Annotated in this window: 23 protein-coding genes; 5 read left to right on the forward strand and 18 right to left on the reverse strand. The window is 71.1% G+C overall.

The window, feature by feature from the left end:
- Window positions 1-15: 15 nt before the first annotated feature.
- From CP984_RS00780 to CP984_RS00820, 9 genes are all read right to left on the reverse strand, one after another.
- Window positions 16-708 (reverse strand): nitroreductase, encoded by a 693-nt coding sequence (locus tag CP984_RS00780; RefSeq protein WP_003980283.1) that lies wholly within the window; start codon window positions 706-708, stop codon window positions 16-18.
- 54 nt (window positions 709-762) lie between these two features.
- A complete protein-coding gene (locus CP984_RS00785; RefSeq protein WP_003980282.1) occupies window positions 763-1,347 on the reverse strand; it encodes a TetR/AcrR family transcriptional regulator in 585 nt (194 codons plus the stop codon).
- Window positions 1,348-1,473: 126 nt separating this feature from the next.
- Window positions 1,474-2,730, reverse strand: a complete 1,257-nt coding sequence (locus tag CP984_RS00790; RefSeq protein ID WP_003980281.1) for an acyltransferase family protein — start codon at window positions 2,728-2,730, stop codon at window positions 1,474-1,476.
- A gap of 172 nt (window positions 2,731-2,902) precedes the next feature.
- Complete coding sequence (locus tag CP984_RS00795) at window positions 2,903-3,793, reverse strand: SGNH hydrolase domain-containing protein (protein WP_043978225.1); 891 nt, start codon at window positions 3,791-3,793, stop codon at window positions 2,903-2,905.
- A gap of 155 nt (window positions 3,794-3,948) precedes the next feature.
- The gene (locus CP984_RS00800) at window positions 3,949-4,293 is read right to left on the reverse strand and encodes a hypothetical protein (RefSeq protein WP_030190354.1); all 345 of its coding nucleotides are present in this window, start codon (window positions 4,291-4,293) and stop codon (window positions 3,949-3,951) included.
- Window positions 4,294-4,321: 28 nt separating this feature from the next.
- A complete protein-coding gene (locus tag CP984_RS00805; protein WP_003980278.1) occupies window positions 4,322-4,726 on the reverse strand; it encodes an ester cyclase in 405 nt (134 codons plus the stop codon).
- A 31-nt stretch (window positions 4,727-4,757) separates the two neighbouring features.
- On the reverse strand, window positions 4,758-5,477 hold the full coding sequence (locus CP984_RS00810) for a TetR/AcrR family transcriptional regulator (RefSeq protein ID WP_003980277.1): 720 nt from the start codon (window positions 5,475-5,477) through the stop codon (window positions 4,758-4,760).
- 137 nt (window positions 5,478-5,614) lie between these two features.
- Entirely contained in the window at window positions 5,615-6,628 is a 1,014-nt protein-coding gene (locus CP984_RS00815) for a ParB N-terminal domain-containing protein (protein WP_003980276.1), read from the reverse strand.
- A 634-nt stretch (window positions 6,629-7,262) separates the two neighbouring features.
- Window positions 7,263-8,927, reverse strand: a complete 1,665-nt coding sequence (locus tag CP984_RS00820) for a sigma-70 family RNA polymerase sigma factor (protein WP_003980275.1) — start codon at window positions 8,925-8,927, stop codon at window positions 7,263-7,265.
- Between the two features lie 365 nt (window positions 8,928-9,292).
- Between CP984_RS00820 and CP984_RS00825 the strand changes: the two genes are divergently transcribed.
- Window positions 9,293-10,255, forward strand: a complete 963-nt coding sequence (locus CP984_RS00825) for a D-alanyl-D-alanine carboxypeptidase family protein (RefSeq protein WP_030190356.1) — start codon at window positions 9,293-9,295, stop codon at window positions 10,253-10,255.
- A gap of 202 nt (window positions 10,256-10,457) precedes the next feature.
- The gene (locus tag CP984_RS00830) at window positions 10,458-11,357 is read left to right on the forward strand and encodes a CPBP family intramembrane glutamic endopeptidase (RefSeq protein WP_063604354.1); all 900 of its coding nucleotides are present in this window, start codon (window positions 10,458-10,460) and stop codon (window positions 11,355-11,357) included.
- A 155-nt stretch (window positions 11,358-11,512) separates the two neighbouring features.
- Here CP984_RS00830 and CP984_RS00835 read toward each other — a convergent pair whose 3' ends face one another.
- Together CP984_RS00835 and hemC are read right to left on the reverse strand one after the other, a co-directional pair.
- On the reverse strand, window positions 11,513-12,097 hold the full coding sequence (locus CP984_RS00835; RefSeq protein ID WP_003980272.1) for a hypothetical protein: 585 nt from the start codon (window positions 12,095-12,097) through the stop codon (window positions 11,513-11,515).
- 131 nt (window positions 12,098-12,228) lie between these two features.
- Window positions 12,229-13,164, reverse strand: coding sequence for a hydroxymethylbilane synthase (gene hemC / locus CP984_RS00840; RefSeq protein WP_003980271.1), 936 nt, complete (start codon window positions 13,162-13,164; stop codon window positions 12,229-12,231).
- 255 nt (window positions 13,165-13,419) lie between these two features.
- On the opposite strand from hemC, the gene CP984_RS00845 reads away from it, so the two are divergent.
- A complete protein-coding gene (locus CP984_RS00845; RefSeq protein WP_003980270.1) occupies window positions 13,420-13,689 on the forward strand; it encodes a hypothetical protein in 270 nt (89 codons plus the stop codon).
- Window positions 13,690-13,993: 304 nt separating this feature from the next.
- On the opposite strand, the gene CP984_RS00850 is transcribed toward CP984_RS00845, so the two are convergent.
- The 6 genes from CP984_RS00850 to yczR all read right to left on the reverse strand — a co-directional run bounded on the left by CP984_RS00850 (window position 13,994) and on the right by yczR (window position 19,408).
- Window positions 13,994-14,443: a nitroreductase family deazaflavin-dependent oxidoreductase gene (locus CP984_RS00850; RefSeq protein WP_003980269.1), complete on the reverse strand. Its 450-nt coding sequence runs from the start codon at window positions 14,441-14,443 to the stop codon at window positions 13,994-13,996.
- A gap of 619 nt (window positions 14,444-15,062) precedes the next feature.
- Entirely contained in the window at window positions 15,063-15,935 is an 873-nt protein-coding gene (locus CP984_RS00860) for an ABC transporter permease (RefSeq protein ID WP_003980268.1), read from the reverse strand.
- A complete protein-coding gene (locus tag CP984_RS00865; RefSeq protein ID WP_078575769.1) occupies window positions 15,932-16,810 on the reverse strand; it encodes an ABC transporter ATP-binding protein in 879 nt (292 codons plus the stop codon). Before CP984_RS00865 ends, CP984_RS00860 begins: the two co-directional genes overlap by 4 nt.
- Before the next feature lie 38 nt (window positions 16,811-16,848).
- Window positions 16,849-17,277, reverse strand: a complete 429-nt coding sequence (locus CP984_RS00870; RefSeq protein ID WP_003980266.1) for a transcriptional regulator — start codon at window positions 17,275-17,277, stop codon at window positions 16,849-16,851.
- A complete protein-coding gene (locus CP984_RS00875) occupies window positions 17,274-17,762 on the reverse strand; it encodes a hypothetical protein (RefSeq protein ID WP_003980265.1) in 489 nt (162 codons plus the stop codon). The genes CP984_RS00870 and CP984_RS00875 overlap by 4 nt, the downstream gene beginning before the upstream one ends.
- A 158-nt stretch (window positions 17,763-17,920) precedes the next feature.
- Entirely contained in the window at window positions 17,921-19,408 is a 1,488-nt protein-coding gene (gene yczR, locus CP984_RS00880) for a MocR-like transcription factor YczR (RefSeq protein ID WP_003980264.1), read from the reverse strand.
- Window positions 19,409-19,586: 178 nt separating this feature from the next.
- Here yczR and yczE point away from each other — a divergent pair, with 178 nt between their 5' ends.
- The gene (gene yczE / locus CP984_RS00885) at window positions 19,587-20,411 is read left to right on the forward strand and encodes a membrane protein YczE (RefSeq protein WP_003980263.1); all 825 of its coding nucleotides are present in this window, start codon (window positions 19,587-19,589) and stop codon (window positions 20,409-20,411) included.
- A 48-nt stretch (window positions 20,412-20,459) separates the two neighbouring features.
- Window positions 20,460-21,431: an NADP-dependent oxidoreductase gene (locus CP984_RS00890; RefSeq protein ID WP_003980262.1), complete on the forward strand. Its 972-nt coding sequence runs from the start codon at window positions 20,460-20,462 to the stop codon at window positions 21,429-21,431.
- Window positions 21,432-21,580: 149 nt separating this feature from the next.
- On the opposite strand, the gene CP984_RS00895 is transcribed toward CP984_RS00890, so the two are convergent.
- The gene (locus tag CP984_RS00895) at window positions 21,581-22,006 is read right to left on the reverse strand and encodes a cold-shock protein (RefSeq protein ID WP_003980261.1); all 426 of its coding nucleotides are present in this window, start codon (window positions 22,004-22,006) and stop codon (window positions 21,581-21,583) included.
- Window positions 22,007-22,094 lie beyond the last annotated feature (88 nt).

Genomic DNA, 22,094 nt, shown 5'->3' on the forward strand with positions numbered 1-22,094 from the left:
CCGCGAAGTACGGGCCTAGACGTGAAAGCGGGTCGTTTCCGCCAGTTCGGCCCGGGGGACGGTGATGTTGTTGACGGGCGCCGAGGTGTCCGCGAATCCGAAGGAGATGCCGAAGAGGATCTTCCTGTCGCTGACGATGCCCAGTGATTCCCGGATGGTGTCGGCGTAGAAGCTCAGGAGCCCTTGGGGGCAACTGGCGATACCGTACGCGGTCAGGGCCAGCAGGAGCGTTTGCCCGTACATGCCGACATCGGCGGCCATGCGTTCTTCCGCGTTCGGCGGCAGGAACAGCAGTGCCACGTGCGGCGCGCCGTAGAAATTCAGGCTCTCGGCGTTGAACGCCTCGCGCCGCTCGTGGTCGTCGCGGCCGATGCCCAGTGCGCCGTACATCGCGGCGCCCGCCTCGTGGCGCCGCTGCGCGTACGTACCGGTGTAGAGGTCGTCGCGGTAAGGGAAGTCCAGCGACATGCGCCGGTCCGTGTGCGCGGCGATCAGGTCCTTGCCCAGGCGGTCCCTGGCCGCCCCGCTGACCACTTCCACGTGCCAGGGCTGGGTGTTGGAGTTGGAAGGAGCCGCACCGGCCAGGGAGAAGACGGCCCGGAGGGTGTCTTCCGGCACGGGGTCCGGCCGGAATGCGCGGGTCGCGCGGCGACCGCGTATCAGTTGCTCGGCGTAGTCCGGGAGGTGAGTGGCGGTGGTGGCAGGCATGACGGTCTCGATTCGCGAAAGAACGGACTAAGACGGAATGAGGGCGGTCGGGGCTCACCGCTCCAGGTAGGAGTCGATGAGGCGGTCCGCCGCTTCTTTCAGTGCGGTCGCGGATTTCTCCGCCTCATAGATCTGGGTGGTGACGCTGGCGCCCTCCACCAGCATTTGCAGCATGTAGGCCAGGGTGCGGTGGTCGCGTACGGGAAGCCGGGAGACGAGTTCGGCCAGCAGTTCCAGATACTCGGCCTTCAGTTCGTCGACGGCCACCCGCACCGGATGGTCACGGTGGGGGAACTCGACGGACGCGTTCACCAGCGGGCAGCCCCGGTAGCCGGGCGCGCTGATCTGCTCCGCTATTTCGGCGATGACGTGGCGGAGCTGCCCCAGCGGGTCGTCCGGGCAGGCGGCGCGCGCGGTTTCCAGCCATACGCGCGAAGGGACCGCCTTCGCTTTCACATAGGCCAGCGCGAGGCCGTCCTTGGACTCGAAGTTGCGGTAGATGCTCGGCTTTCCGACGCCCGAGCGTTCCGCGATCTCGGCCACGCCCGCCGAGCGAATGCCTTCCCGGTAGAAGAGGTCGCACGCGGTCTCCCACACACGCTGCCCGGCCGGCGAGTGCCGCGGTTGCCCGTCCGCCATCAGAACTCCTCGAAGTGGTCGCCGCGTTGCCGCCGACAGCGGAATCGGAGGCGGCACCGCACCCATGCGTACCGATCGGTACGCATGCGACAGTACCGATCGGTACGCAGGGCGTCAAACCACCGGCTACAGGCGGCCGGAAGCAGCGGTGAGTTGGGTGAGGTCCACGGAGTCCGCGCCCTGGTTCGGTGCGGGAAGGAAAAGACAGGCGGCGGCAACGGCCGCCAGTGCGGCGGCGAAGCAGACCATTCCCGTACGGCCCCGGGCCCAGCGGGCCTTGAACCGTATCGGGTCCTCCACCAGGACCTTGGAAAGGAATCCGACTGCGAGGGAGACGGGAACCAGGACCGCCGTACGGCCCCATCCGCCGAATCCCAGGAATTTCTCGGAGAGCAGCAGATAGATCGGCCAGTGCCAGAGATAGAGGCTGTAGGAGATGCCGCCCAGCCATCGCAGGGGCCGGCTGCCCAGGAGACGGCCGACCAGGCCGCCCGGGGCGTGCGCGAGAAGGGCGATGAGGAGGGCGGCGGCCAGGGCATGGAGGAAGAGGCCGCCCCGGAAGAGGAAGGGCGAACTGGGGCCGTCGGTAAGGAACCAGTACGTCCCGAGGCCGCACACCAGGACGGCACAGAGGCCCCCGGCCACCCGACCGGGCACCCTGGCCAGCAGGCCGCGGGCCGGGGCGGTGGCCATCAGGGCGCCCAGCAGCAGCGAGAAGGCGCGGGTGTCGGTGCCCTCGTACACGCGCGTGGTGTCCGGGCCGTGAGCGAGCGCGATCATGACCGCAAGGGAGATGACGGCACCTGCGGCGGCGATCACCGGCACCAGACGGCGCGTGGCCCGACCCCGGACGAGGACGGCGACCACCACCGGCCAGACCACGTAGAACTGCCACTCGACGCCGATGCTCCACAGATGGCTGAAGACGCGGGTGTCGGCGTCGTTCCAGTAACCGACCTGCTCGCTGATGAAGTGCCAGTTCGTCGCCTGGAGCGCGGCCCACGGGCCGTCCTCCAGGGCGAAGCCGAGCAGGTACGGCGGCCCCACGGCGACGAGGAGCAGCGTCCCGACGATCATCACCGTCAGTGCGGGCAGCAGGCGGCGTGCCCGGCGTTCCCAGAAGGCGGCGAGGTCGATGCTGCCCCGGCGGTCACCGGCCTCCTTGAGCAGCAGGCCGGTGATCAGGAAGCCGGACAGGACGAAGAACAGGTCCACGCCGAGGAAGCCGCCGCCGAAGTGTCCGGCGTGGAAGAACAGGACGCCGAGGACGGCCAGGCCGCGCAGGCCGTCCAGGGGTGCGATGTGCCGGGCCGTCGGGCGCGGTCGGCGGCGTTGGCCGGAGCGGTGGGAGGGCGGCGTGGTCGTGGGTGTGGTCGTCGGCATATACGGGTCCTCGGAGCAGCGGGGAGCGTGGGAGACGGCGGCCGAGGGCGCCGCTCCGGCTGTTGGAGCAGCGCCCTCGACGCGTTGGCGGGCGTGTGGTCCGCTCACCGCCGTCGCTCCCGGTGCACCTCCGTACGTACGGACGCGGCACCCGGGCGACGGCGTACGGGCATCAGCCGCACTTGAGCTGGCCGTAGACCTTGGAACCGGTCCAGGGGCCCTTGGCCCACTTCTCCGGGGCCGCCGGGGTGAAGGAGTAGTGCCTGCTCAGCTGGCCCCCGAACCAGTTGGCGAACGCCGCGGCGCCCTGCTGGCAGGTGTGGATGCCGTCCTGGCTGCGCTGGGCCTTGGCCGCGGCGCTGTCGGTGCCCCACAGGGCCGCGGCGTCGAAGAAGCGGGCCTGGCCCGCGTTCTTGGCGGCGGCGTCCTGGGCCGCCTTCGGCGCGGACTTGATGGCGGCCTCGTGGCTCTTGTAGAAGTCGTCGATCTTGAAAGGCGGCGCGGAGACGATGACGAGTTCGGCGCCGGCGTCCTTCGCGACCTTGGCGAGGTGTTCGTACGAGCTGGTCTGCTGGGCGGCGGTGCCCCAGTCGTACGTGGTGACCTGGTAGGCGATGACATCCGGATGGAAGGTTTTGGCCGTGTTGGCCAGTTCCTTGTAGGTGTCCTCGGCGAACTTGGCGGTCGGGCCTTCGCCCTTGACGACCGTACCGCCGCCCGCGGAAGCGATGGACTTGAATTCCGCGCCGCCCGCCTTGACGGCCGCTTCGAGGGCGGGTGCTTCGGCCTCGGCGATCGAGTCGCCCATCCAGAGCAGCTTCGAGAGCTGCTTTCCGCCGTTCTTCCCGGCGGGCGGGGCGGAAGCGGCGGAGTCGGCGTTGTCGCCGTTGCCAGACGCCGAGTTGCCGCAGCCGGTGAGGGCGACGAGGGACACGCCCGCGATCAGGAGGGCACCGGCGGCCAGTGCGGGGCGCCCGCGCCGTCCGGGGCGGCGCGGGGAAGCGGCGGGGGTGGGGAACTGCTGCGATGACGACGGGCTGTCCGCGATGTGCTTGCTGTGCATGTTTTCGAGGTAAGCACGGCGCACGGCCCGTACGGGGGCCTGTCATTCTCCGGTCACATACCGCGGAAATTTCCGTCATACGACGGTCACGGGGCGGCGGAATTCCGGCTCGGAAGGCCCGTCAGAAGCGCGCTCGGCGCGCTGTACGGGACGTGTCACCCCTGCGCGCCGGAGAACTTCTCCGCGAGATCACGGTGCCAGTCCGCCGCTGACTTTCCCTGAGCGGGGCTGATGACCGATCCGAGCATCCGGCTCAGGCGCTCGGCCTCCTCCGCGAGGCGCAGGTGCACGCGCCGCGCGTGCTCGCGGCAGGCCAGGCACGTGACACGGTCCGGGCGCGGCGAGGTCATCGCATATGGCACCCGCAGCCCGCATCCGGTGGTGACCCGGCTCGGCAGGTCGCCGGCCAGGCCGAACGTGGCGGCCAGCATCGTGCGGGCAGCGGCGTCGCCGTGCACCACCTCCGACTCGACATGAATGTGCGGATCGTTCCCTGCCACGATGCTCCCCCCTGTGCGACGACTCGGCTCAGATCGCCCCCAGCGCCGTCATCATGCCGAGCCCGTCCGAGACGACCCAGTATTCGGCGAATCGGCCGTCGACGACGCGGAAGATGTCCTGCCCGGCGAAGGAGACGCGGGTGCCGGGCTCGGCGGTGGCGCCGGGGATGCCGCCGCGGTACGAGCCGTGGAAGGTCCAGTGCGCGGCCACCAGGCCGTCGCCGATGACCGGGCCGACGTCGAGGGTGTTGCGGATGTCGGTGAAGTACGCGTGCGACTGGCGGATCTGGTCGGCCGCGCCCTTCGGTCCGTGCACGTCCATGGTGGGCCAGTGGCCCACGAAGTCGGGGGTGAGGATCTCCTCGGCCACGGCGAAATCGCCGTGCCAGAGGTCGAAGAGCCAGCGGCGGTAGAGCGTTTCGACGACGTTCATACCGCCATTTTGTGTACGCGTACGCAACGGGTCAACCACCGGCGGCCGGGCGCGCCGCGCAACGCTGCGGCAGCGTCGCCGTCAGCGCCGTCACCAGCGTGGCGAGATCGTCGGCGAGGTGGCCGCGGCGGTCCGGGGACAGCCAGTACGGGCGCAGCGCGGCCACCGTGGGATACCGCTCGGCGTCGGCCTCGGCGGGCAGGCCGGCCTGGTACGGAGAGCGGCCCTCGGGGTGCGCGGCGTGCTGGGCGAGGTCGCCGAGGAGGAAGTTCCAGACGATCCGGTTGGCCGTGGCCGCCTCCTCCAGCGACAGGCCGCAAGCCCGCCAGGCGGCGTAGATCTCCTCCAGCAGCCACAGGACCGAGGGAGCCATCAGGTCACCGCGGGCCAGTACGTCCACGATCCAGGGCCGGGCCGCCAGCTCGTCGCGCTGCCAGGTCAGCAGCGCCAGGAGGCGGGCCCGGGGCTCGTCGGGCAGGGCGGGCCGGGGCAGATCGGTCACGATGCGGTCCAGAAGCAGCACCAGGAGTTCGTCCTTGTCCCGTACGTGCCGGTAGATGCTCATCGGGGAGCTGCCCAGCGCCTCGGCGACCCGGCGCATGGTCAGCGCCGCGCTGCCTTCCCCGGTGACGATGCCGAGGGCCGCTTCGATGATCCGGTCACGGGAGAGGCGGGCCGGCCGTCCCCGGCGTCCCGGCCCCCGCCCGGCGGTCGCGCTCCGTTCCGTACCCGCTGTGCTGTGGTCGCTCACGGGAGCAGTGTGGCATTGGGGGGTGAGGGGGCCGGTTCGCGAGGGGACGGCCTACGGGCGGAGGCGGACGGCGTACGCAGGGGGACCGCTCGTCGGTCTCCGGGTCCGCAGGCACGTTTCCTCCGCCCGGGCCACGATCACGCCCCCACGGATTCTCCGGCCTGGTGCTCCGCCGCCCGCTGGGCCAGTTCGGACCAGTTGTCCGAGCAGGCGCGGGCCAGTTCGGCTACGGTGCGCCGGCAGTCCGCCGGAATGTCCGCGGTGATCCTCTCCCACTCCTGGGGGCTGACCGTGTGGATGCCGAGCAGCCGCAGCAGGGTGCGGCCGGTATTGCTGTACCGCAGCGCCGGATCGTCCTTGAGCCGCCGCACGGTCCTGCTCCGGTCCACCGCGGGCATCCGTACGGGCGTCACCGCGCCGGCGGTCCCCCGGCGCCGGCCGACGGGCCGTCCGGGTCCCCGCTGTCCGCCACGTTGGCCGCGCGGGCCAGTGCGCGGTCCCGTCAGCAGGGGTTCCTCGCCGCGGCGGATCCGGTTGCGTACGTCGCGCGCGGTTTCCGGTGAGATGCCCGTCGCCCGGGCGATCTGGCGGAGCGAGAGGTCGGGGTTCTCGGCGATGAGATCACCGGCAAGCTTGCGGCCCTCGGCGCCGTCGAGCGGCCGGAACCGGCCGTCCTGGCCGACGCGTCCGCGCTCCGGCGTCGCGCTGCCCGGCATCTTCCGGCGGACCTTGGCCACCGTGGCCGGGGCCAGGCCGACGATCGCGGCGATCATCCGGTTGGACCAGGTGGCATGCGAGGTGATGATGCGTTCGGCCGCGCGCTTGCGGTCCGCCTTGGTCAGCGGCAGCCCGTGGGCGCTGTTGGACTCGACGGCGAGGACGAAGGCGTCCGCCTCGTCACCGTCGAAGAACCGAACCGGAATGGTCTCCTGGCCGCGCCGCAGGGCCGCGCGCAGCCGGTGCATGCCGTCGATGACCCGCATCGTGTCCCGGTGGACGAGGATGGGCGGCAGCGGTCCGTCGGCCACGGCCAGCAATTCGATGTGCTCCGCACTCTCCCCAGCGATCCTCGGCGAATCACTCACCGACAGGGCACTGATCTCGACCTCGACGACCGTGTTCAGGTCGACCTGCGACTGCCCGGGTTCCAATGCTTCCCTCCTAGGCTCGCGTTCGCCGTTGGCTGCCCTTGTTCCGGAATGCCGGACGGCTTACGGCCTGCCCCCTCGTTTCGGATAGGGCCGACGGCGGCGGACGGTGTTTCGCCTTGCGTCTGCGGATTGCGGAGCAGCGGAGAAAAGGAATCGCGCGGTACGGCGCGTCCGCGTCGGGCCCGGTCCCCCCGCTTCGGCACTGCTCGGCGCGGCGGGCCGGAAACCGGCGGCCCGTCCCCAAGCCGATGGCCCGCCGCCGCGCCGCCACGGCCGGTCGTCGCCGGTCGGCCGTGGGTGCCCGGCGACTCCGTTCGGCGCGGGTGCGGTTTGCCTACCGTGCGCACCTGGCTCGAAGTCGCCGTCTGGTGATGATGCTGAGGCGGTCGGCCGGGCCCGGGAAGAGGGCCATTGTCCAGGACTTGTCCAGCACTTGTCCGGCCTGCTCAGCCCGGGTACAGGCGGCAGATCCGGACAATCTCGCGAGGTTTGTTCGGAAGGAATTCCCTGAGACAAGTGTGAGAGCGCGCGAGGGAAGACGGCTGCTGCGGGGACCGGTTACGGAAGCGGGCCCGGGCAACCGGCCGTTGCGCGGGCCGGCAGGTCCGCCCCGCGCATTACCCGGCCCTCTGCCCTACTGGCCGCGTGCGCCGAACACCTGCGTCCAGGTCGGTCCGCCGGACCCTTCGTGGGTGCCTATGCCGATTTCCTTGAAAGCGCAGTTGAGAATGTTCGCCCGGTGGCCGGGGCTGTTCATCCAGCTGTTCATCACCTCGGCGGCGGACCGCTGTCCCCGGGCGATGTTTTCCCCGTAAGTACTCCACTGGTATCCGGCGGCCTTGATCCGGTCGCCCGGGTCCGTTCCGTCCGGACTGGTGTGGTCGAAGTAATTGCGCGCGTCCATGTCCTGCGAATGGCGCCCTGCCGCGGTGTCGAGCTGACTGTTGCCGCGTACTGGCGCGCAGCCCTGCTTGGCGCGTTCGGTGTTGACCAGAGCGGTGACCTGCTGCGCGAACGGCGACTGGCCGCTCGAGGAACCGGCGGCCGGGGCGGGTGCGGCGGACGACGGGCGCGGAGCCGGGGTGGCCGATTCCGTGGGGGTCCGTTTCTTCCTGGGCGTGTGCGGCTCCTTGGAATGGGAGGCCGAAGCGGACGGAGTGGGCGTCGGACTGTGGCTCTTCCCGGAGGGCGAAGGGCTCGCGGAGGGGCTGCGCGGCGGCTGCCCGGCCAGCGGCGCCGACTCGGGCTCCGTGGCGGCGCGGGTGGCACCGGGTTCCTCGTCCGGTCCGGAAGTGATCAGCGGGAGGACGCCGCCCACGGTGGCGAGAGCGGCGGCGGCCACGGCGGCCGCGGTGACGGCGCGTCGGCGGCGGACGCGGCGGCTCTCGCGCAGCGCGTCACGGAGTTGGGCCCGTCCCCCGGCGGCGGTGGGGCCGCCCACCGAGGGAGCCGCCGACCCGTCTGGCGCCGGGGTCATGGCGGGCTGCTGGGTGGTGGCGCCCGCGAGGACCGGGGACTCCAGGGTGTCCGGCGCGAGCGTGGCGGCCAGCGGCACCAGCGCCAGACCGACGAGCAGCTTGTCCGCGGGCACCAGTCCTGAGGAGAAGGAGGAGCAGACCGTGCACTCGCGGGCGTGCCGCGCGATGCGCTTACGCCACAGCGCGGAGGGCACGCCGTCCCACTGCTCGACGACGGTCTCCAGCAGCACGCACCGCGGGTTCGCGGACAGCGCGCGCACCACCACGCGGGAGGCTTCGAGCTGGGTCTTCATGCGCTGGACCCGTACGGCCGTGTGCTGGGGCGAAAGCTCCATGGCCGTGGCGACCTCGGCACGGGTCAGTTCACCGGCCGCCTCCAGCCACCACAGCGACAGCAGGGCCCGGTCGGCCTCGTCCAGCCAGCGGGTGGCTTCGGCGACCTCCCGGCGCTGCCCGGACAGGCCGAGACGGACGATGGTCAGCCCGACGAAGTCGGCGCGGGGGTCGGCGACGTCGTAAGCGGTGTCCAGGCCGCCGTCCACGGGTGCGGCCTGGTCCTGACGCCAGTGCGCGCGTATCTGGTTCATCGTGATGGCCACCAGCCAGGACCGGAAACTGCCCGGATCGCGCAGTTCCCCGAGGCCGGCGAGGGCCCGGAGCATCGTCTCCTGCGCCACGTCGTCCACGTCCGCGTGGCCGTGCAGCGCGCGCCCCACGATGTTGTACACCAGGGGCATGGACTCGGTGACGAGCCGGTCCCTGGCCTGACCGTCCCCGGCCTGGGCGGCGGCGATCACCGCAGGGTCGAGTTCGCTGCTCACGCTGTGTCCACTCTCTTTCGACTAGGGCCTCTTGCGTCCCACACCCAGGAGATGCTGCGGCGACCGGGCGGATAACAGAAATCGAGCAACCGTCCGCGGAAATCGTACGGAGCAGCGATGCGGCGGGGGTGGCGGGTCCTGCCGTACGGGCTGTCCGAGGCGGCGGACGTTGCCCGTACCGGGCCTGTGACCAGGGGCGCGGCGGCGAAGCCGGAGGCGCGTCCCGCCTCTTCACCGGTGGCGCATCAGTACAACACCGGCCAATTTTTCCCGTGTGGCACGCATCCTTCGGCCTGTTTCCCGCGTCTCATGAGCGAGCCACTTCCTCATGTGGCCGTACTACAGGTACAATTGGAGAATTTGCATTGAAAACTGGCATTAAGGGCGTACGTCGTCTGTCCGCGACGGCCGTCACCGCCGCGGGTGCGGTGCTGATGGCCGGGACGTTCGCCGCTCCGGCACAGGCCGCGACACCCGGGGCCGCCACCTTGCGGGCCGCGGCGACCAAGGCCGCCGAGCAGGCCCGGGCGACGGCCGGCACGCCCCAGGCGCCCACGATCACCGCGGCGGGCGGGTTCGTGATGAACAACGCCACCGGCGCGGCCGCGTTCACCAAGGCGGCGGACTCCCGCCGTTCCATGGGGTCCACCACCAAGATCATGACCGCGCAGGTGGTGCTGTCGCAGCGCAACCTCAACCTGGACACCCAGGTCACGGTCGACAAGGCGTACAGCGACTACATCGTCTCCAAGACCGCCTCGTCGGCCGGTCTGATCGTCGGGGACAAGGTCACCGTCCGCCAGCTGCTGTACGGGCTGATGCTCCCGTCCGGCTGCGACGCGGCGTACGCGCTCGCCGACAAGTTCGGCAGCGGGTCCACGCGGGCGGCGCGGGTGCAGTCGTTCATCGGCCAGATGAACACCACGGCCAAGAACCTCGGCCTGAACAACACCCACTTCGACTCGTTCGACGGCATCGGCAACGGCGCGAACTACTCGACGCCGCGCGACCTGACGAAGCTGGCCTCCAACGCGATGAAGAACGCCACGTTCCGCACCGTCGTGGGGACCAAGTCGACCAAGCAGAAGGTCACCACGAAGAGCGGCGGCTACCGCTACATGTCGTGGACCAACACCAACAACCTGCTGGGCAGCTACGCCGGCACCATCGGCGTGAAGACCGGTTCGGGTCCGGAGGCCAAGTACTGCCTGGTCTTCGCCGCCACCCGGAACGGCAAGACGGTCATCGGTACGGTCCTGGCCTCCTCCTCGGTGGCCAACCGCACCGCCGACGCGAAGAAGTTGCTGGACTACGGCTTCGCGAAGTAGCGAACGGCAGAGGGGCCTGCCCGTGGCATCCGGCCACGGGCAGGCCCCTGTTGTTGCCGGGGCGGTGGCGCGCGGGCTCTTCTCCTGCCGTCGGCCGGGAGGTTACGGCTGTTGAGTGCCGAATCGGGGTGCAGAAGTCTTCAGGTCGAAACGGTGGAATACCGCATTCCCCGGGCCCTCGTGGGTCTCTAGCGTCATAGCCATGACCCAATCCCTGCGGACCCTGACACCGCCGCCCCTGTCACCCCGCCGCCGCGGGCCGCTGGTGTTCCTCGGTGTGGCCTACCTGGGCATGTGGGTGGCCATGACGCCTCTCCTGGCCACCGGCTTCCAGCGGGAGAGCGCCCGGTCGGGCATGGGAACACTGGAGCAGGTCTGCGTCTCGGCCGCGATGTTCGCGCCCGCCCTCGCCGCTCTCCTCGTGGTCAAGTACGTGGAGCCCGCCGGCCGGATACGGGACGTCCTCGCCCTGCGGCCGTCACGGTCGTGGGCCCACGTCGCGCGCTCCTGCCTGCCGGCCCTCGTGGTCCCCGCCCTCCTGACCGTCGCCGCGCTCGTCATCGGGGCCACGACGGGGCACTACCCCTTCCACGTCCCCTGGAGCGGGCTCGGCGCCTGGGCGATCGGCCTGCTGCTCAAGATGGTGGTGTCGCTGCCGCTGTTCCTCGGCGAGGAACTGGGCTGGCAGGGCTATCTCTTCCCGCGTCTCGCCGGGCGCGGCAAAGGCTCGCGCCTGGTGTGGGCGTACGTGGGCACCGGCGCCGCCTTCGCGCTGTGGCACCTGCCCACGCTCCTGATGGGCGGGCAGTACCCCGGCCGCCACTGGTATGTGTCCGTGTTCGCGATAGTCGTCAGCTGCGTCCTCATCCTGCCGGTCTTCACCTGGCTGCGCCTGCGCTCCGGGTCGGTGGTGCCGGCGGTCGTCGGCCACGCCTTCGTCAGCACGGCGAGCGTGAGCATGGTCAAGGAGTTCGCCGCGCCGAACGCCCCGGTGGACCCGCTGCACATGGGGATGACCGGCTGGCCCGGCTGGATAGCCACCGGCGCGTTCGTCGCCTTCCTCGCGCTGACGGGGCGGCTGCGGCCGTCGGCGTACGGGTAGGGGCGATCGGGCCGCGGTGCCATCCGGGCAGCTGCGCGTTCGCGATCAGCGCCCATGTGCGCGAGTCGGGCGGGCCGGTCGGTCACCAGGAGGTGTGCGTGGGTTGCGGCCGGTGCGGTACGGGGAGCAGCGGGATGCCGGAACGGCGGGCACCGTCACTGATCGGCGACGGATGAGCCGGACACCGCTCGGCAGCCGGAAACGGCGGGAGGGGTGGCCGCCGCGGAAGTCGCCGCCGTATGCGTGGCGGAAACTGCCGTGGCGGCGGATTTCGCGCGCTGCTCCTCGTAATGCGTCCAGTCCGCGGGCGGCCAAGTCGCCGTACGGGCCGCGAGCGCCTTGTCGATGTTTTCCCGCAGCCCCTCTCCGAAGAAGTCGGAAACCTGGCGCACCAGTTTCAGCGCCTCGATGGTGCCGGAAGTGAGGGGCCTGGCCATGCGGTCGGTGCCGCCCGGCACACTGCGCGGCGAGATATGCGCGCTTTTCGTCGCCCGCAGCGCGTGCGCGTGCAGACCGGCGCAGGCGTATCCGATCGCCAGGGCGATCCGCCGCACCGCGTCGTCCGCACCGCGCGTCAGCTCCCCGGCGCCGAGAAGTGTCTGATGGGGGCTGCCGGGGCCTTCGTCCCCGTCCGCCGTCCGGGGCGGGAGCTTTTTCTCCTCGGCTACGAGCAGCCGGTGCGCCCGTTCCATGACGGCCGCCACAAAGGCCAGTTCTTCCAGGTCGATGGACTGGGTCATTGCGATCCTCCCCTGCCGTGTGCGTTACAACGGCACCGTAGGATCGGCCGGTCCCATACATGACCCGATCCGGCAAAAGCAGACCCATTGGAGTTACGGGCCGGGCTGCCGCCGGTATGTCAATCCTTACGTCAGTGCGCGATGGAGTCGATCAGGTCGCGCGCCCCCTGGCGCAGCAGGGCGACCGCGACGGACGTGCCCAGGGTCGCCGGGTCGAGCGGCCCGGCCCACTCGTGGGCGTTGAGCACGGTCTTGCCGTCCGGGGTGAAGACACAGGCCCGCAGCGACAGTTCCCCGTTGCGCTCGGTCTTCGCGTAGCCGGCGATCGGCGAATTGCAGTGCCCCTGGAGGACGTGGAGGAACATCCGCTCGGCCGTCGCCTCCCGGAAGGCATCCCGGTCACCGAGCGCGCTGACCGCGTCAATGGTGCCGGTGTCGTCCTCACGGCATTGCAGCGCCAGAATTCCGGCGCCGATGGGCGGGCACAACGTCTCGGCCGACAGGACCTCGGTGATGACCTCGCGTCGGCCGATGCGCTCCAGCCCGGACACGGCGAGCAGCAGGGCGTCGGCGTCCCCGGCGTGGAGCTTCTCCAGGCGGCGGTTGGCGTTGCCGCGCATCGGTACGCAGGTGAGGTGCGGGTAGGACGCGGCGAGCTGCGCGATCCGGCGTACGGAGGAGGTGCCGATGCGCGTACCGGCGGGCAGCCGGTCGAGGGTGAGACCGCCGGGGTGAATGAGCGCGTCGCGGATGTCGTCGCGCTTGAGGAACGCGGCGAAGGTCGTTCCGGCGGGCAGCGGCCGGTCGGCCGGCACATCCTTGACGCAGTGCACCGCGAGGTCCGCCTCCCCGGCCAGCAGCGCGGCGTCCACCTCCTTGGTGAACGCCACCTTGCCGCCCAGCTTGGACAGATCACCCATCCAGCGGTCACCGGAGGTGGTGACGGGCACCACCTCGGTACGGGTCGCCGGGTACCGGGCGGTCAGTTCGGCCCGTACGCGCTCCACCTGAGCGAGTGCCATGGGCGAGGAACGCGAGACGATGCGGATCAGTTCTGGGGCGGGCATGGCGTACACCATAGGGCGTGGGGCGGGGCCGGGGTGCGGTCACTTGGACGCGGGGCGGCACATCGCCCCTCATGAGGCGCCGCTTCGGCCGCGCTCGTCCCGGCGGTGATGTCCGGTGGTGACGTCGGGGGCGTGTCCCGAAGCGGGTGGCGGAGCGCGGCGTCACCCCGTTCGCCCGCCCCGGCGTGCGGACCGGCGAGGGCTGGGTCAAGGTCATCTCGTCAGGTCCACCTACATCATCTTCAGGAGAGTCACATGCTTCGTAACGTCGCGATCACCCTCGCCGGTGTCACGGCGGCCGGATTCCTGGCCGCCGGGCCCGCTGCCGCAGACTCGCACGGCGGCGGTGCCGCGGGCGGCGCGTACGGCTCCGGCGCCTACGCGTCGCAGAACACGCTCGGCGGATACCGCCACTACAACGTCGGCGGCCCCTCGGGTGTCACCGCCACCGGCGCCGAATACGCCCACAGCAAGGCCGCCGGCGAGTTCGACTACGGCCGCTACTTCAAGGCCGTCTGGCACTGAGCCCGGTCCTGCTCGCGTCGGTACGCCCGACGGCTGCGCCCCGCGTCCGTGCTACGGCGCGGGGGCGCGTCCGGGCCCGCCGACGGCCCCGTGGCAGCAGCCGGCCGTCACCCCTCCCCTTCTCGCACACACGTCGATGCCTGTCATCGAGGCATCGCGACGGCGGTCGCTGCCACGCACGAAGTCTGTGCCACGGCCCCGGCGCTCCGTGGCGGATGACGGAACGCAGACAGCGCGGCCCCTTGCCCGGCAGCACGCGGGCAGGGGGCCGTTCTGGTGTCTGTGATGGCTTGGACGTCCGGCGTCAGCTGTGGCTCGTCTCCGGAGTCTCCAGGACGAAGACCGGGATCTCGCGGTCGGTCTTCTTCTGGTAGTCGGCGTAGTCGGGGAACGCCTCGACCGCACGCCCCCACCACAGGGCCTTCTCCTCGCCCGTCACCTCACGGGCCACCAGGTCCATGCGGACCGGGCCGTCCTGGAGTTCCACGCGGGGGTCCGCCACGACGTTGTGGTACCAGACGGGGTGCTTGGGGGCGCCGCCCAGGGAGGCGACCACGGCGTAGGTGCCCTCGTGTTCCACCCGCATCAGCGGCGTCTTGCGGATCCTGCCCGACTTGGCGCCCCGGGTCGTCAGGATGATGACGGGCAGGCCGCGCATCGTCGTTCCCTTGGTGCCGCCGCTGCTCTCGTACAGCTCGACCTGGTCGCGTACCCACTTCTCCGGGCTCGGCTCGTACTCGCCCTCAAGTGGCATGGCATCCGTCCCATCGTCGTCGTCCATGGTGCTTCGGTGTCGTACCGTCGCGGCCCCGGCCCACCGGGCCACCCGCGACCGACCTGACCCTTCCTCAACACGAGGGGCATACGCAATCATCCCGGCGGGTGTCGTGGCTGGTGACGGACTTGAGACGGGGGCGGACGGCGGTGGCGGGCGGCTGGGGCGGGCCGGCGAGGGGCCGTTAGGGTCGTGGGCATGGTGACGCCGGTGATACGCGCGGAGACGTGGGACGGAACGACCGTCGACGCCCCCTCCGAAGAGAAGCTGTTCGATCTGCTCAGCGAGATGAACCTGCGGCACCGGTTCGTGATCGTGGACCGGCTCGACCGCGGGCAGCCGGGTCAGTACTACATGCAGGTCCATCTGAACGACGACATGAGCTATCAGGTGGAATACCGTGACGGCGGGCCCGCCCAGCACTTCCAGGCGCATGTCCCCGGTCCGTTCGACCACCGGGGCCACGAGACCGTGGCGTCCGTACTGGCGGCCTGGGCTGCCGACCGGCCCGGTGGCGGGAAGCGCTGGACTGGACGCCGCGCCGCTGAGCCGGACCCCAGGCGTGCCGGGCGCTCCGCACCCCGCCGCCCCTCCCCCTCTACCGGCCCGGCGCGCCCGCTCCTGCCATCGCTGCCTTGTGCTGACGGCCCGCCAGGCGGGAGCCGGATTCCCGGCGGGTCGTTCTGCGAAGGAGGGGTACGGCCAGGAGGAAGCCGACGATGGTCCATAGGGTGAGTACCAGGGCGACCATGGGGAGTTCCCAGGAACCCGTCGGCTCCGCGGCCAGTGCGCTGTCGGGGAGGAGCGCTGATCGCAGGCCCTGTGCCATCCACTTGAGGGGGAACAGGGACGCTATCTGCTGCACGAGGTGGGGCAGGCGGCTGATGGGGAACATCGTTCCCGAGGTCACGAGCAGCGCCATGGCGGGCAGCATGATCAGGGCGAGCGCTTCGCGGGGGTTAGGCAGGACGGCGCCTATGGCCGCGCCGAGCGGTACGACCGCGAGCAGTCCCAGGCCGGTGACCCAGACCAGGGTGAGCCACTGGGCGGGGGTGGCCGGCAGCGGGCCGTCGGCCAGCAGCGCGCCGGCCGTGAGCAGCAGCACGAGGGTGCCGACGGCCAGGCCGAGGATCAGCAGCGCCTTCGCCACCAGGTACGCCGGTATGCCGCCCGGTGTGGCGCGGAGCCGCAGGAGTACGCCCTCTTCGCGCTCGGTGACGAGCATCTGCGGGATGTTCAGCACGCCGAGCTGGAAGAGCAGATAGGCGGCGAATCCGGCCATCATCAGATGGCCCATGGGCAGCTCCGTGCCGGGCACGGAGCTGCTGATCGTCATGGCGAGCACGATCGCCACGCCGATGTTGACGAGATGACCGCTCAGCTCCTTTTTCGTGCGCAGGAGCTGGCGCAGTTCGATGCCCCCGCGCCGGACCCCCGCCCGCAGATATCGCTGCGGTCCCGTCCCCCTCATGCGGCCTCGTCCTCTCGGTTGCGTGCGTGTGCCGGGTGTGCGTGCGCCGGGTGTGCGTGTCGGTTCTCGGCGTTGACCATGTGCAGGTAGGTGTCCTCCAGCGTCGGGCGGCGCACCTCCAGGTCGGCTATCGGTCCCCCGGCTTCGCGGTGCAGTTCCCACACCAGCTGGGAGGGGTCGTCGGTACGTTCCCGGCGCGGTGTCCCGTCCTCGGCCGTCCAGCGCACCTCCGCGCGCGCCGCGGCCTGGCGGGCCAGTTCGGCCGGGCTGCCGCAGACCCGTATTCGGCCGTCGACCAGCACGGCGATACGGTCGGCGAGGCGCTCGGCCTCGATCAGGTCGTGGGTGGTGAGCAGGACCGTGACGCCTTCGTCGCGGGCCAGTTTCTCGACCAGGACGTGGAAGTCGTGGCGCGCCTCCGGGTCGAAGCCGGTGGTGGGCTCGTCGAGGAAGAGGAGTTCGGGGCGGCCGACGATGCCGAGGGCGACGTCGAGGCGGCGGCGCTGGCCGCCGGAGAGCCGGCTCACCTGCTGGTCCGCCTGGCCGGTCAGGCCGACGAGTTCGAGCAGCGCGACGGGGTCGCGCGGGTCGGGGTAGTACGCGGCGAAGTGGCCCAGGAGTTCGCCGACCCGCCATCTGGCGTGGTCGCGCCAGGACTGCAGGACGAGGCCGAGCCGTCCGCGCCACGCGTCGTCGCCGCGCAACGGGTCCGTGCCGAGGACGCGGACCTCGCCGGACGAGCGCCGGCGGAACCCTTCGAGGATTTCGACGGTGGTGGTCTTCCCCGCACCGTTCGGGCCGAGCAGGGCGAAGATCTCGCCGCGGTGGATGTCCAGGTCGACGCCCTGGAGCACGTCTCTGGAGCCGTAGGACATCCGCAGGTCGCGGACCCTTACGACGGCTTCGGTCGCGGTCACCGGCGGGCCTCCGTACGCGTCGGAGCGGATTCCGTCCCCACGGCACCGCTACGCCCACCCGCTCCGGATTTCGCGCGGTCCGAGAGCTTCTCGGACCCGGACGCCGACGTGCTGCCCGGGGGCGGGCTCTTGGTGGCGCCTTCGACGATCGCGCGCAGGGCCGCCACGTGCCCCTCGAACGCACTCCTGCCCCGGTCGGTGAGCCGGACCTTCGTGCGGCGCTTGCGCCCGCCGCCCTCCTTCTGGATTTCCAGATACTCGGCTTCCTCCAGCGTGTGAAGCTGCTTGGAGAGCGCCGAGTCACTGAGCGAGAGGCTGTCCCGGATGAAGGGAAAGTCGGCCCATTCGGTGGCGGCGAGCAGGGCGACCACCGAGAGCCGCGTGGACGGGTGGATCAGTTCGTCGAATCCGGAGGGGGTGCTCACCGGCCGCTCCCGTCGTAGCTGCGTACGGGGGCGAAGGCCCACCGGTTGGCGGGCGCCGTGACGAGCAGGAAGAGGCCGGCGCATACGGTGGCCTGCACGAGGCTGCCGTAGGCCAGGTCGGCCCACTCGACGAGCCATCCGGTGACCAGGATGCTGCCTCCGCCCGCTATGGCGCTCGCGAAGAAGACGGCGGTCGTACGCCAGGTGTAGCGCGATCGGTGCAGTCGCATGCGGGACTTGCGGGCGGCCCGTACGCCCATGGCTCCCAGCGCGGCCACATATGCCGCGAGCACCGCCCAGACGGCCCACCCGGGCAGGTCGAGTCCGCTGACCGCCACGTAGACCCACATGGCGACGGCGATCGGCAGGTACGACCGCCACCCGTTCCCTGAGCAGCGCTCCAGTTCGTCGTAGACCCGCTCCTGCGGTACACGGATCCGTTGCAGATCCGCCCAAGCGCGTTCGGCGTCGACCGGTGCGCTCATATCCATCGCCTCCCCAAGACGTTGACGTGCCGAATCGGAATCCCCCGGCAGCCAACCCCGCACCGCCGACTTTCCCACCAGGAAAGTTAGCGCAGACTTTCCTGCCGGGCAAGTAAAAAGTCGATACGGCGCGCAAGGGGCCGCACCAGCACCGCTGTTCAGGCGATCCAGTGCGGGCGGCGGCCCGTGGACGAGGAGGTCAGGCCGTCGGCGAGGGTGGCGGCCATGCGGTGCACGGCTTCGCGGAGGGTCTCGGGCGGGGTCGTGTAGGGGATGCGGAGGCGCTGCTCGAAGATGCCCGGGTCGGTGGCGAAGTAGGCGCCCCCTTCGATCCGTACCCCGTAGTCGAGCGCCCGCTCCGCCAGCGCGGCGGCGACAGGCTCGCCCAGGTCCACCCAGAGGGACAGACCGCCGGGCGGCAGATGCCAGGTCCATTGCGGGAGGTGTTCGGCCAACGCGGAGGTCAGGGCGGCACGCTGACGACGCGACTGTTCCAGGCGCTGGGGCAGCAGTTCCTCGGAGCGGTCCAGCAGGTCGAGGGCCAGGAGCTGGTCCAGGACCGAGCCGCCCATGTCGGTGGCGACCCGCTGACCGGCGAGTTCGGTGACGAGCCGGGCCGGGGCGCGCAACCAGCCGATGCGCAGGCCCGCCCAGTGGGTCTTGCTCATCGAGCCGGTGACGATGACCTGGCCGGTGCCGCCCGGCGCGGCGTGGCAGGCGAAGGGCGGCGGGGCGGGTACGTCGAGGGCGAGTTCGGTCAGGGTCTCGTCGATGACCAGCCAGGTGCCGGAGCGCTGCGCGGCGCGCAGGGTGCGGGCGCGCTGCGACTCGGGCATCAGGCAGCCGGTGGGGTTGTGGAAGTCGGGGATCAGGTAGGCCAGTCGGGGCGCCGCGTGGCGCAGGGCCGCCTCGATGGTCCCGGTGTCCCAGCCGGTGTCGGTCACGGGGACCGGCACGGTGCGCAGCCGGGCGCGCCGGATGGCCTCCAGGGCGTTCGGGTAGGACGGGTTCTCGACCATGATCCGGTCGCCGGGCCGTGCCAGCAGCCCGAGGACGAGGGTGAGCGCGTGCTGCGCCCCGGAGGTCACCAGGATCTGTTCGGGCACGGTGGCCAGGCCTCGCCGGGTGAAGCGTTCGGCGATGGCGGCGCGCAGTTCCGGCAGGCCGTAGGGGTGGTAGCCGGGGGTGTCGACGTGTTCGGCCAGTTGCGGGGAGACGCGGGCGAGGGCGTCGGTGAGCGTCTGCCGGGAGAGGTTGGGTGCGGCCCTGGCCAGGTCGATCGCGGTGTCGTGCGGGCCGAGGAGCCGCGCGACGCCCCGGGGTGCCCGGCCTTCGGGGAGGGCGGTCCAGGTGCCGGAACCTTGGCGGCTGTGCGCGTAACCGCTCTCGCGCAGCAGGTCGTAGACGGCGGTGACGGTGGCGCGGCTGGTGTTCAGGGCCGTGGCCAGCTCCCGTTCGGCGGGGAGCCTGACGTGCAGGGCGATGCGTCCGTCCAGGATCAGTGCGCTGATCGCCTGGGCCAGGTGACGGTAGGCGGGGCGGGCCTCCGCCGGATCGGGCAGCAGCGCGGCCAGCTGCCGGCTTCCCAGGGTTCGGTCCGTGCGCCCGGCCCGGTGCGCGGGCCGGGTCCGTTTCGTATGCGCCATGCCACTCCCCCGGCCGTCCCTGGCCACGCCGTCCCTCTGGTGTCGGCCCGCTCGCGCCGTACCACTCCCCGCGAATTGGCCATGTTCTCCAGGCCAATCACTGTACAGAGTCGCCCCAATGGCCTCGCAGGCGTACCAGCGCCCCGGCGAGCAACGGACGAAGTGGAGGCGGTCGCCCATGCGGCAGGGACACCCGGAAGAGGTCCTGTACGAGTGCGCGGAACGGCGCGGTTACGAGAAGGGAGCAGCCGTCGGAAACCGGGCGCCCCTGCCCGCCGCATCGCGGACCGGCCCGCCGGAGCCTCCCTCCCGGCTGCCGCCGCTCACCTGCCTCCCCCTCACCGAGCGCCCCCTGTGGCGCCTGCCCCAGCTGTTCATCGGCCTCGCCCTCTACGGGTTCAGCCTTTCGCTCATGGTGCGGGCTTCGCTGGGCGTCAATCCCTGGAGCGTGCTGTACGACGGGCTGGCCCGCCGCACGCCGCTGAGCTTCGGCATGATCAGTGCCGTCGTGGGCGTCCTCGTGCTGTTGCTGTGGGTTCCGCTCCGGCAGCGGCCGACGTTCGGCACCTTCGCCAATGTCGTCGTGCTGGCGTGCTCGTCCGACCTCGGCCTTCGGCTCCTGCCCCAGCACTTCGGGCTGCCCGCGCGGGTCGGGCTGCTCACGGGCGGTGTCCTCTTCAACGGTCTGGCCGTCGCCGTCTACGTGGGCGCGCGTTTCGGTCCCGGCCCCCGGGACGGCTTGATGACCGGAGCGGCCGCCACGACCGGGCGCTCCCTCCGGGCCGTCCGTACGCTGATCGAGGTCGTCGTGCTGGCCGTGGGGTGGGGGCTCGGCGGGAGCGTGGGGGCCGGGACCGTGCTGTACGCGTTCGCGGTCGGCCCGGTGACCCAGTTCTTCGTGCCCTGGTTCGCGTGCCGGAGCGCCGCCGAGCGGCGGAGTCCGCCGCCCCGGAGGTGTTACGGCGCCCGTCGGCGGATACATCGGTTCTCCGTACGTGGATGATCGATGACCGGGCCGTACGCGCGCCCCGCGCCCCTCAGGAGAAACGGCATGAGCAACGAACCGACCATGCGCACGATCACCCAGGACTCGTTCGGCGGCCCCGAGGTGCTGTACCTCACCCAGGTGGCCCGGCCCGCGCCGCTGCCCACCGAGGTGCTCGTCCGGGTGCACTCCGCCGGGGTGAACCCGGTCGACTGGAAGACCCGGCAGGGCGGCGGCATGGCGCAGGTCCTCGGGGATCCGCCGTTCCGTGTGGGCTGGGACGTCAGCGGTGTCGTGGAGGAGGTCGGCTTCGGTGTGCACACGGTCGGGGTGGGCGACGAGGTGTACGGGATGCCGTGGTTCCCGCGGCAGGCCGGCGCGTACGGCGAGTACGTGACCGCGCCGTCGCGGCAGTTCGCCCGCAAGCCCACGACGCTCGACCACGACCGCGCGACCGCCGTGCCGCTGGCCGCGCTCACGGCCTGGCAGTCCCTGGTGGACGCGGCGCGCGTCGAGGCGGGGCAGCGGGTGCTGATCCACGCGGCGGCGGGCGGTGTCGGGCACTTCGCGGTGCAGTTCGCCAAGCATCTGGGCGCGCAGGTCATCGGTACGGCCCGGACGGCGAAGCACGACTGGCTGCGCTCGCTCGGCGCGGACGAGCTGGTCGACTACACCAAGGAGCGGTTCGAGGAGGCGGTACGGGACGTCGATGTCGTCATCGATCTGGTGGGCGACGAGCACGAGGAGACCAGCACGCGTTCCCTGCGGACGCTGCGGCGCGGCGGCACGCTCATCGCCGTCCCCTCCGGCGCCTCGCCCGGCCTCATGGAGAAGGCCCGCGCCCAGGGGCTGCGGGCGAGCGGCTTCCTGGTGGAGCCGGACGGCGCGGCGCTCACCCGTATCGGTGACCTCATCGAGGAGGGGGCAGTGTCGGTCGAGGTCGAGGACGTGCTGCCGCTGGCCGAGGCCGGTGAGGCGCACCGGCGGGGCGAAGAGGGCCGTACTCGGGGGAAGCTCGTGCTGCGGGTCGCCTCTTAAGGACGCGCGGCCACCGCACGCCGGGGGGAAACAGCGATTGCCTTATTCCATCGCGTTTTTACGCGGACAGCGGGTCCGCGGGCATCATCCGGCCGGTATTCCCGGAGCGGAATGTGCCGCGTACCCGGCCGGCCGCGGAAGCGGCGGTTTTATGCGTCGACCCACTCGTGCGACTGGGCCTGCTTGAGGAGGCGCTGGCGGGCCTGGAGGATCTGCTCGCCGGTCATGCTCGGAACGCCCGTCACGAGGAGTTCGGTCACCTCGTCGAGAAACTCCTGTGCGGAGAGCGTGTCGCAGAGGACGCCGTCCTCGAAAGGCCCGTCGGAAAGCGCGCTCTGGGAGCGGTGCAGGCCGCCGGAGCGGCCGGGGGCACCTTCCAGGAACCGTACGTTGGACGCCTTGGGTCCTCGGTCGCCCTCGTCCACCACGAATTCGACCTTGACGCCGGGAGCCATCAGTCCCTTGTCGAATTCGAGGTCGTTGACGTGCACGAAGACGTCTTCTCCGCCGTGGTCGGGAACGACGAATCCGTAGCCGCGTACCTCGTCGAACCGGATGACCTTGCCCGAAACCATCACAGTGCCCCAAACCCCAATTCCACAACTGCCCGCAATTTCGCATACACCCGCCGCCGTCCGGGCGGTGCCGTTCCCGCCGGGCGCA

Origin of the sequence: Streptomyces rimosus (assembly GCF_008704655.1) — a bacterium.
Taxonomy (GTDB): Bacteria; Actinomycetota; Actinomycetes; order Streptomycetales; family Streptomycetaceae; genus Streptomyces; species Streptomyces rimosus.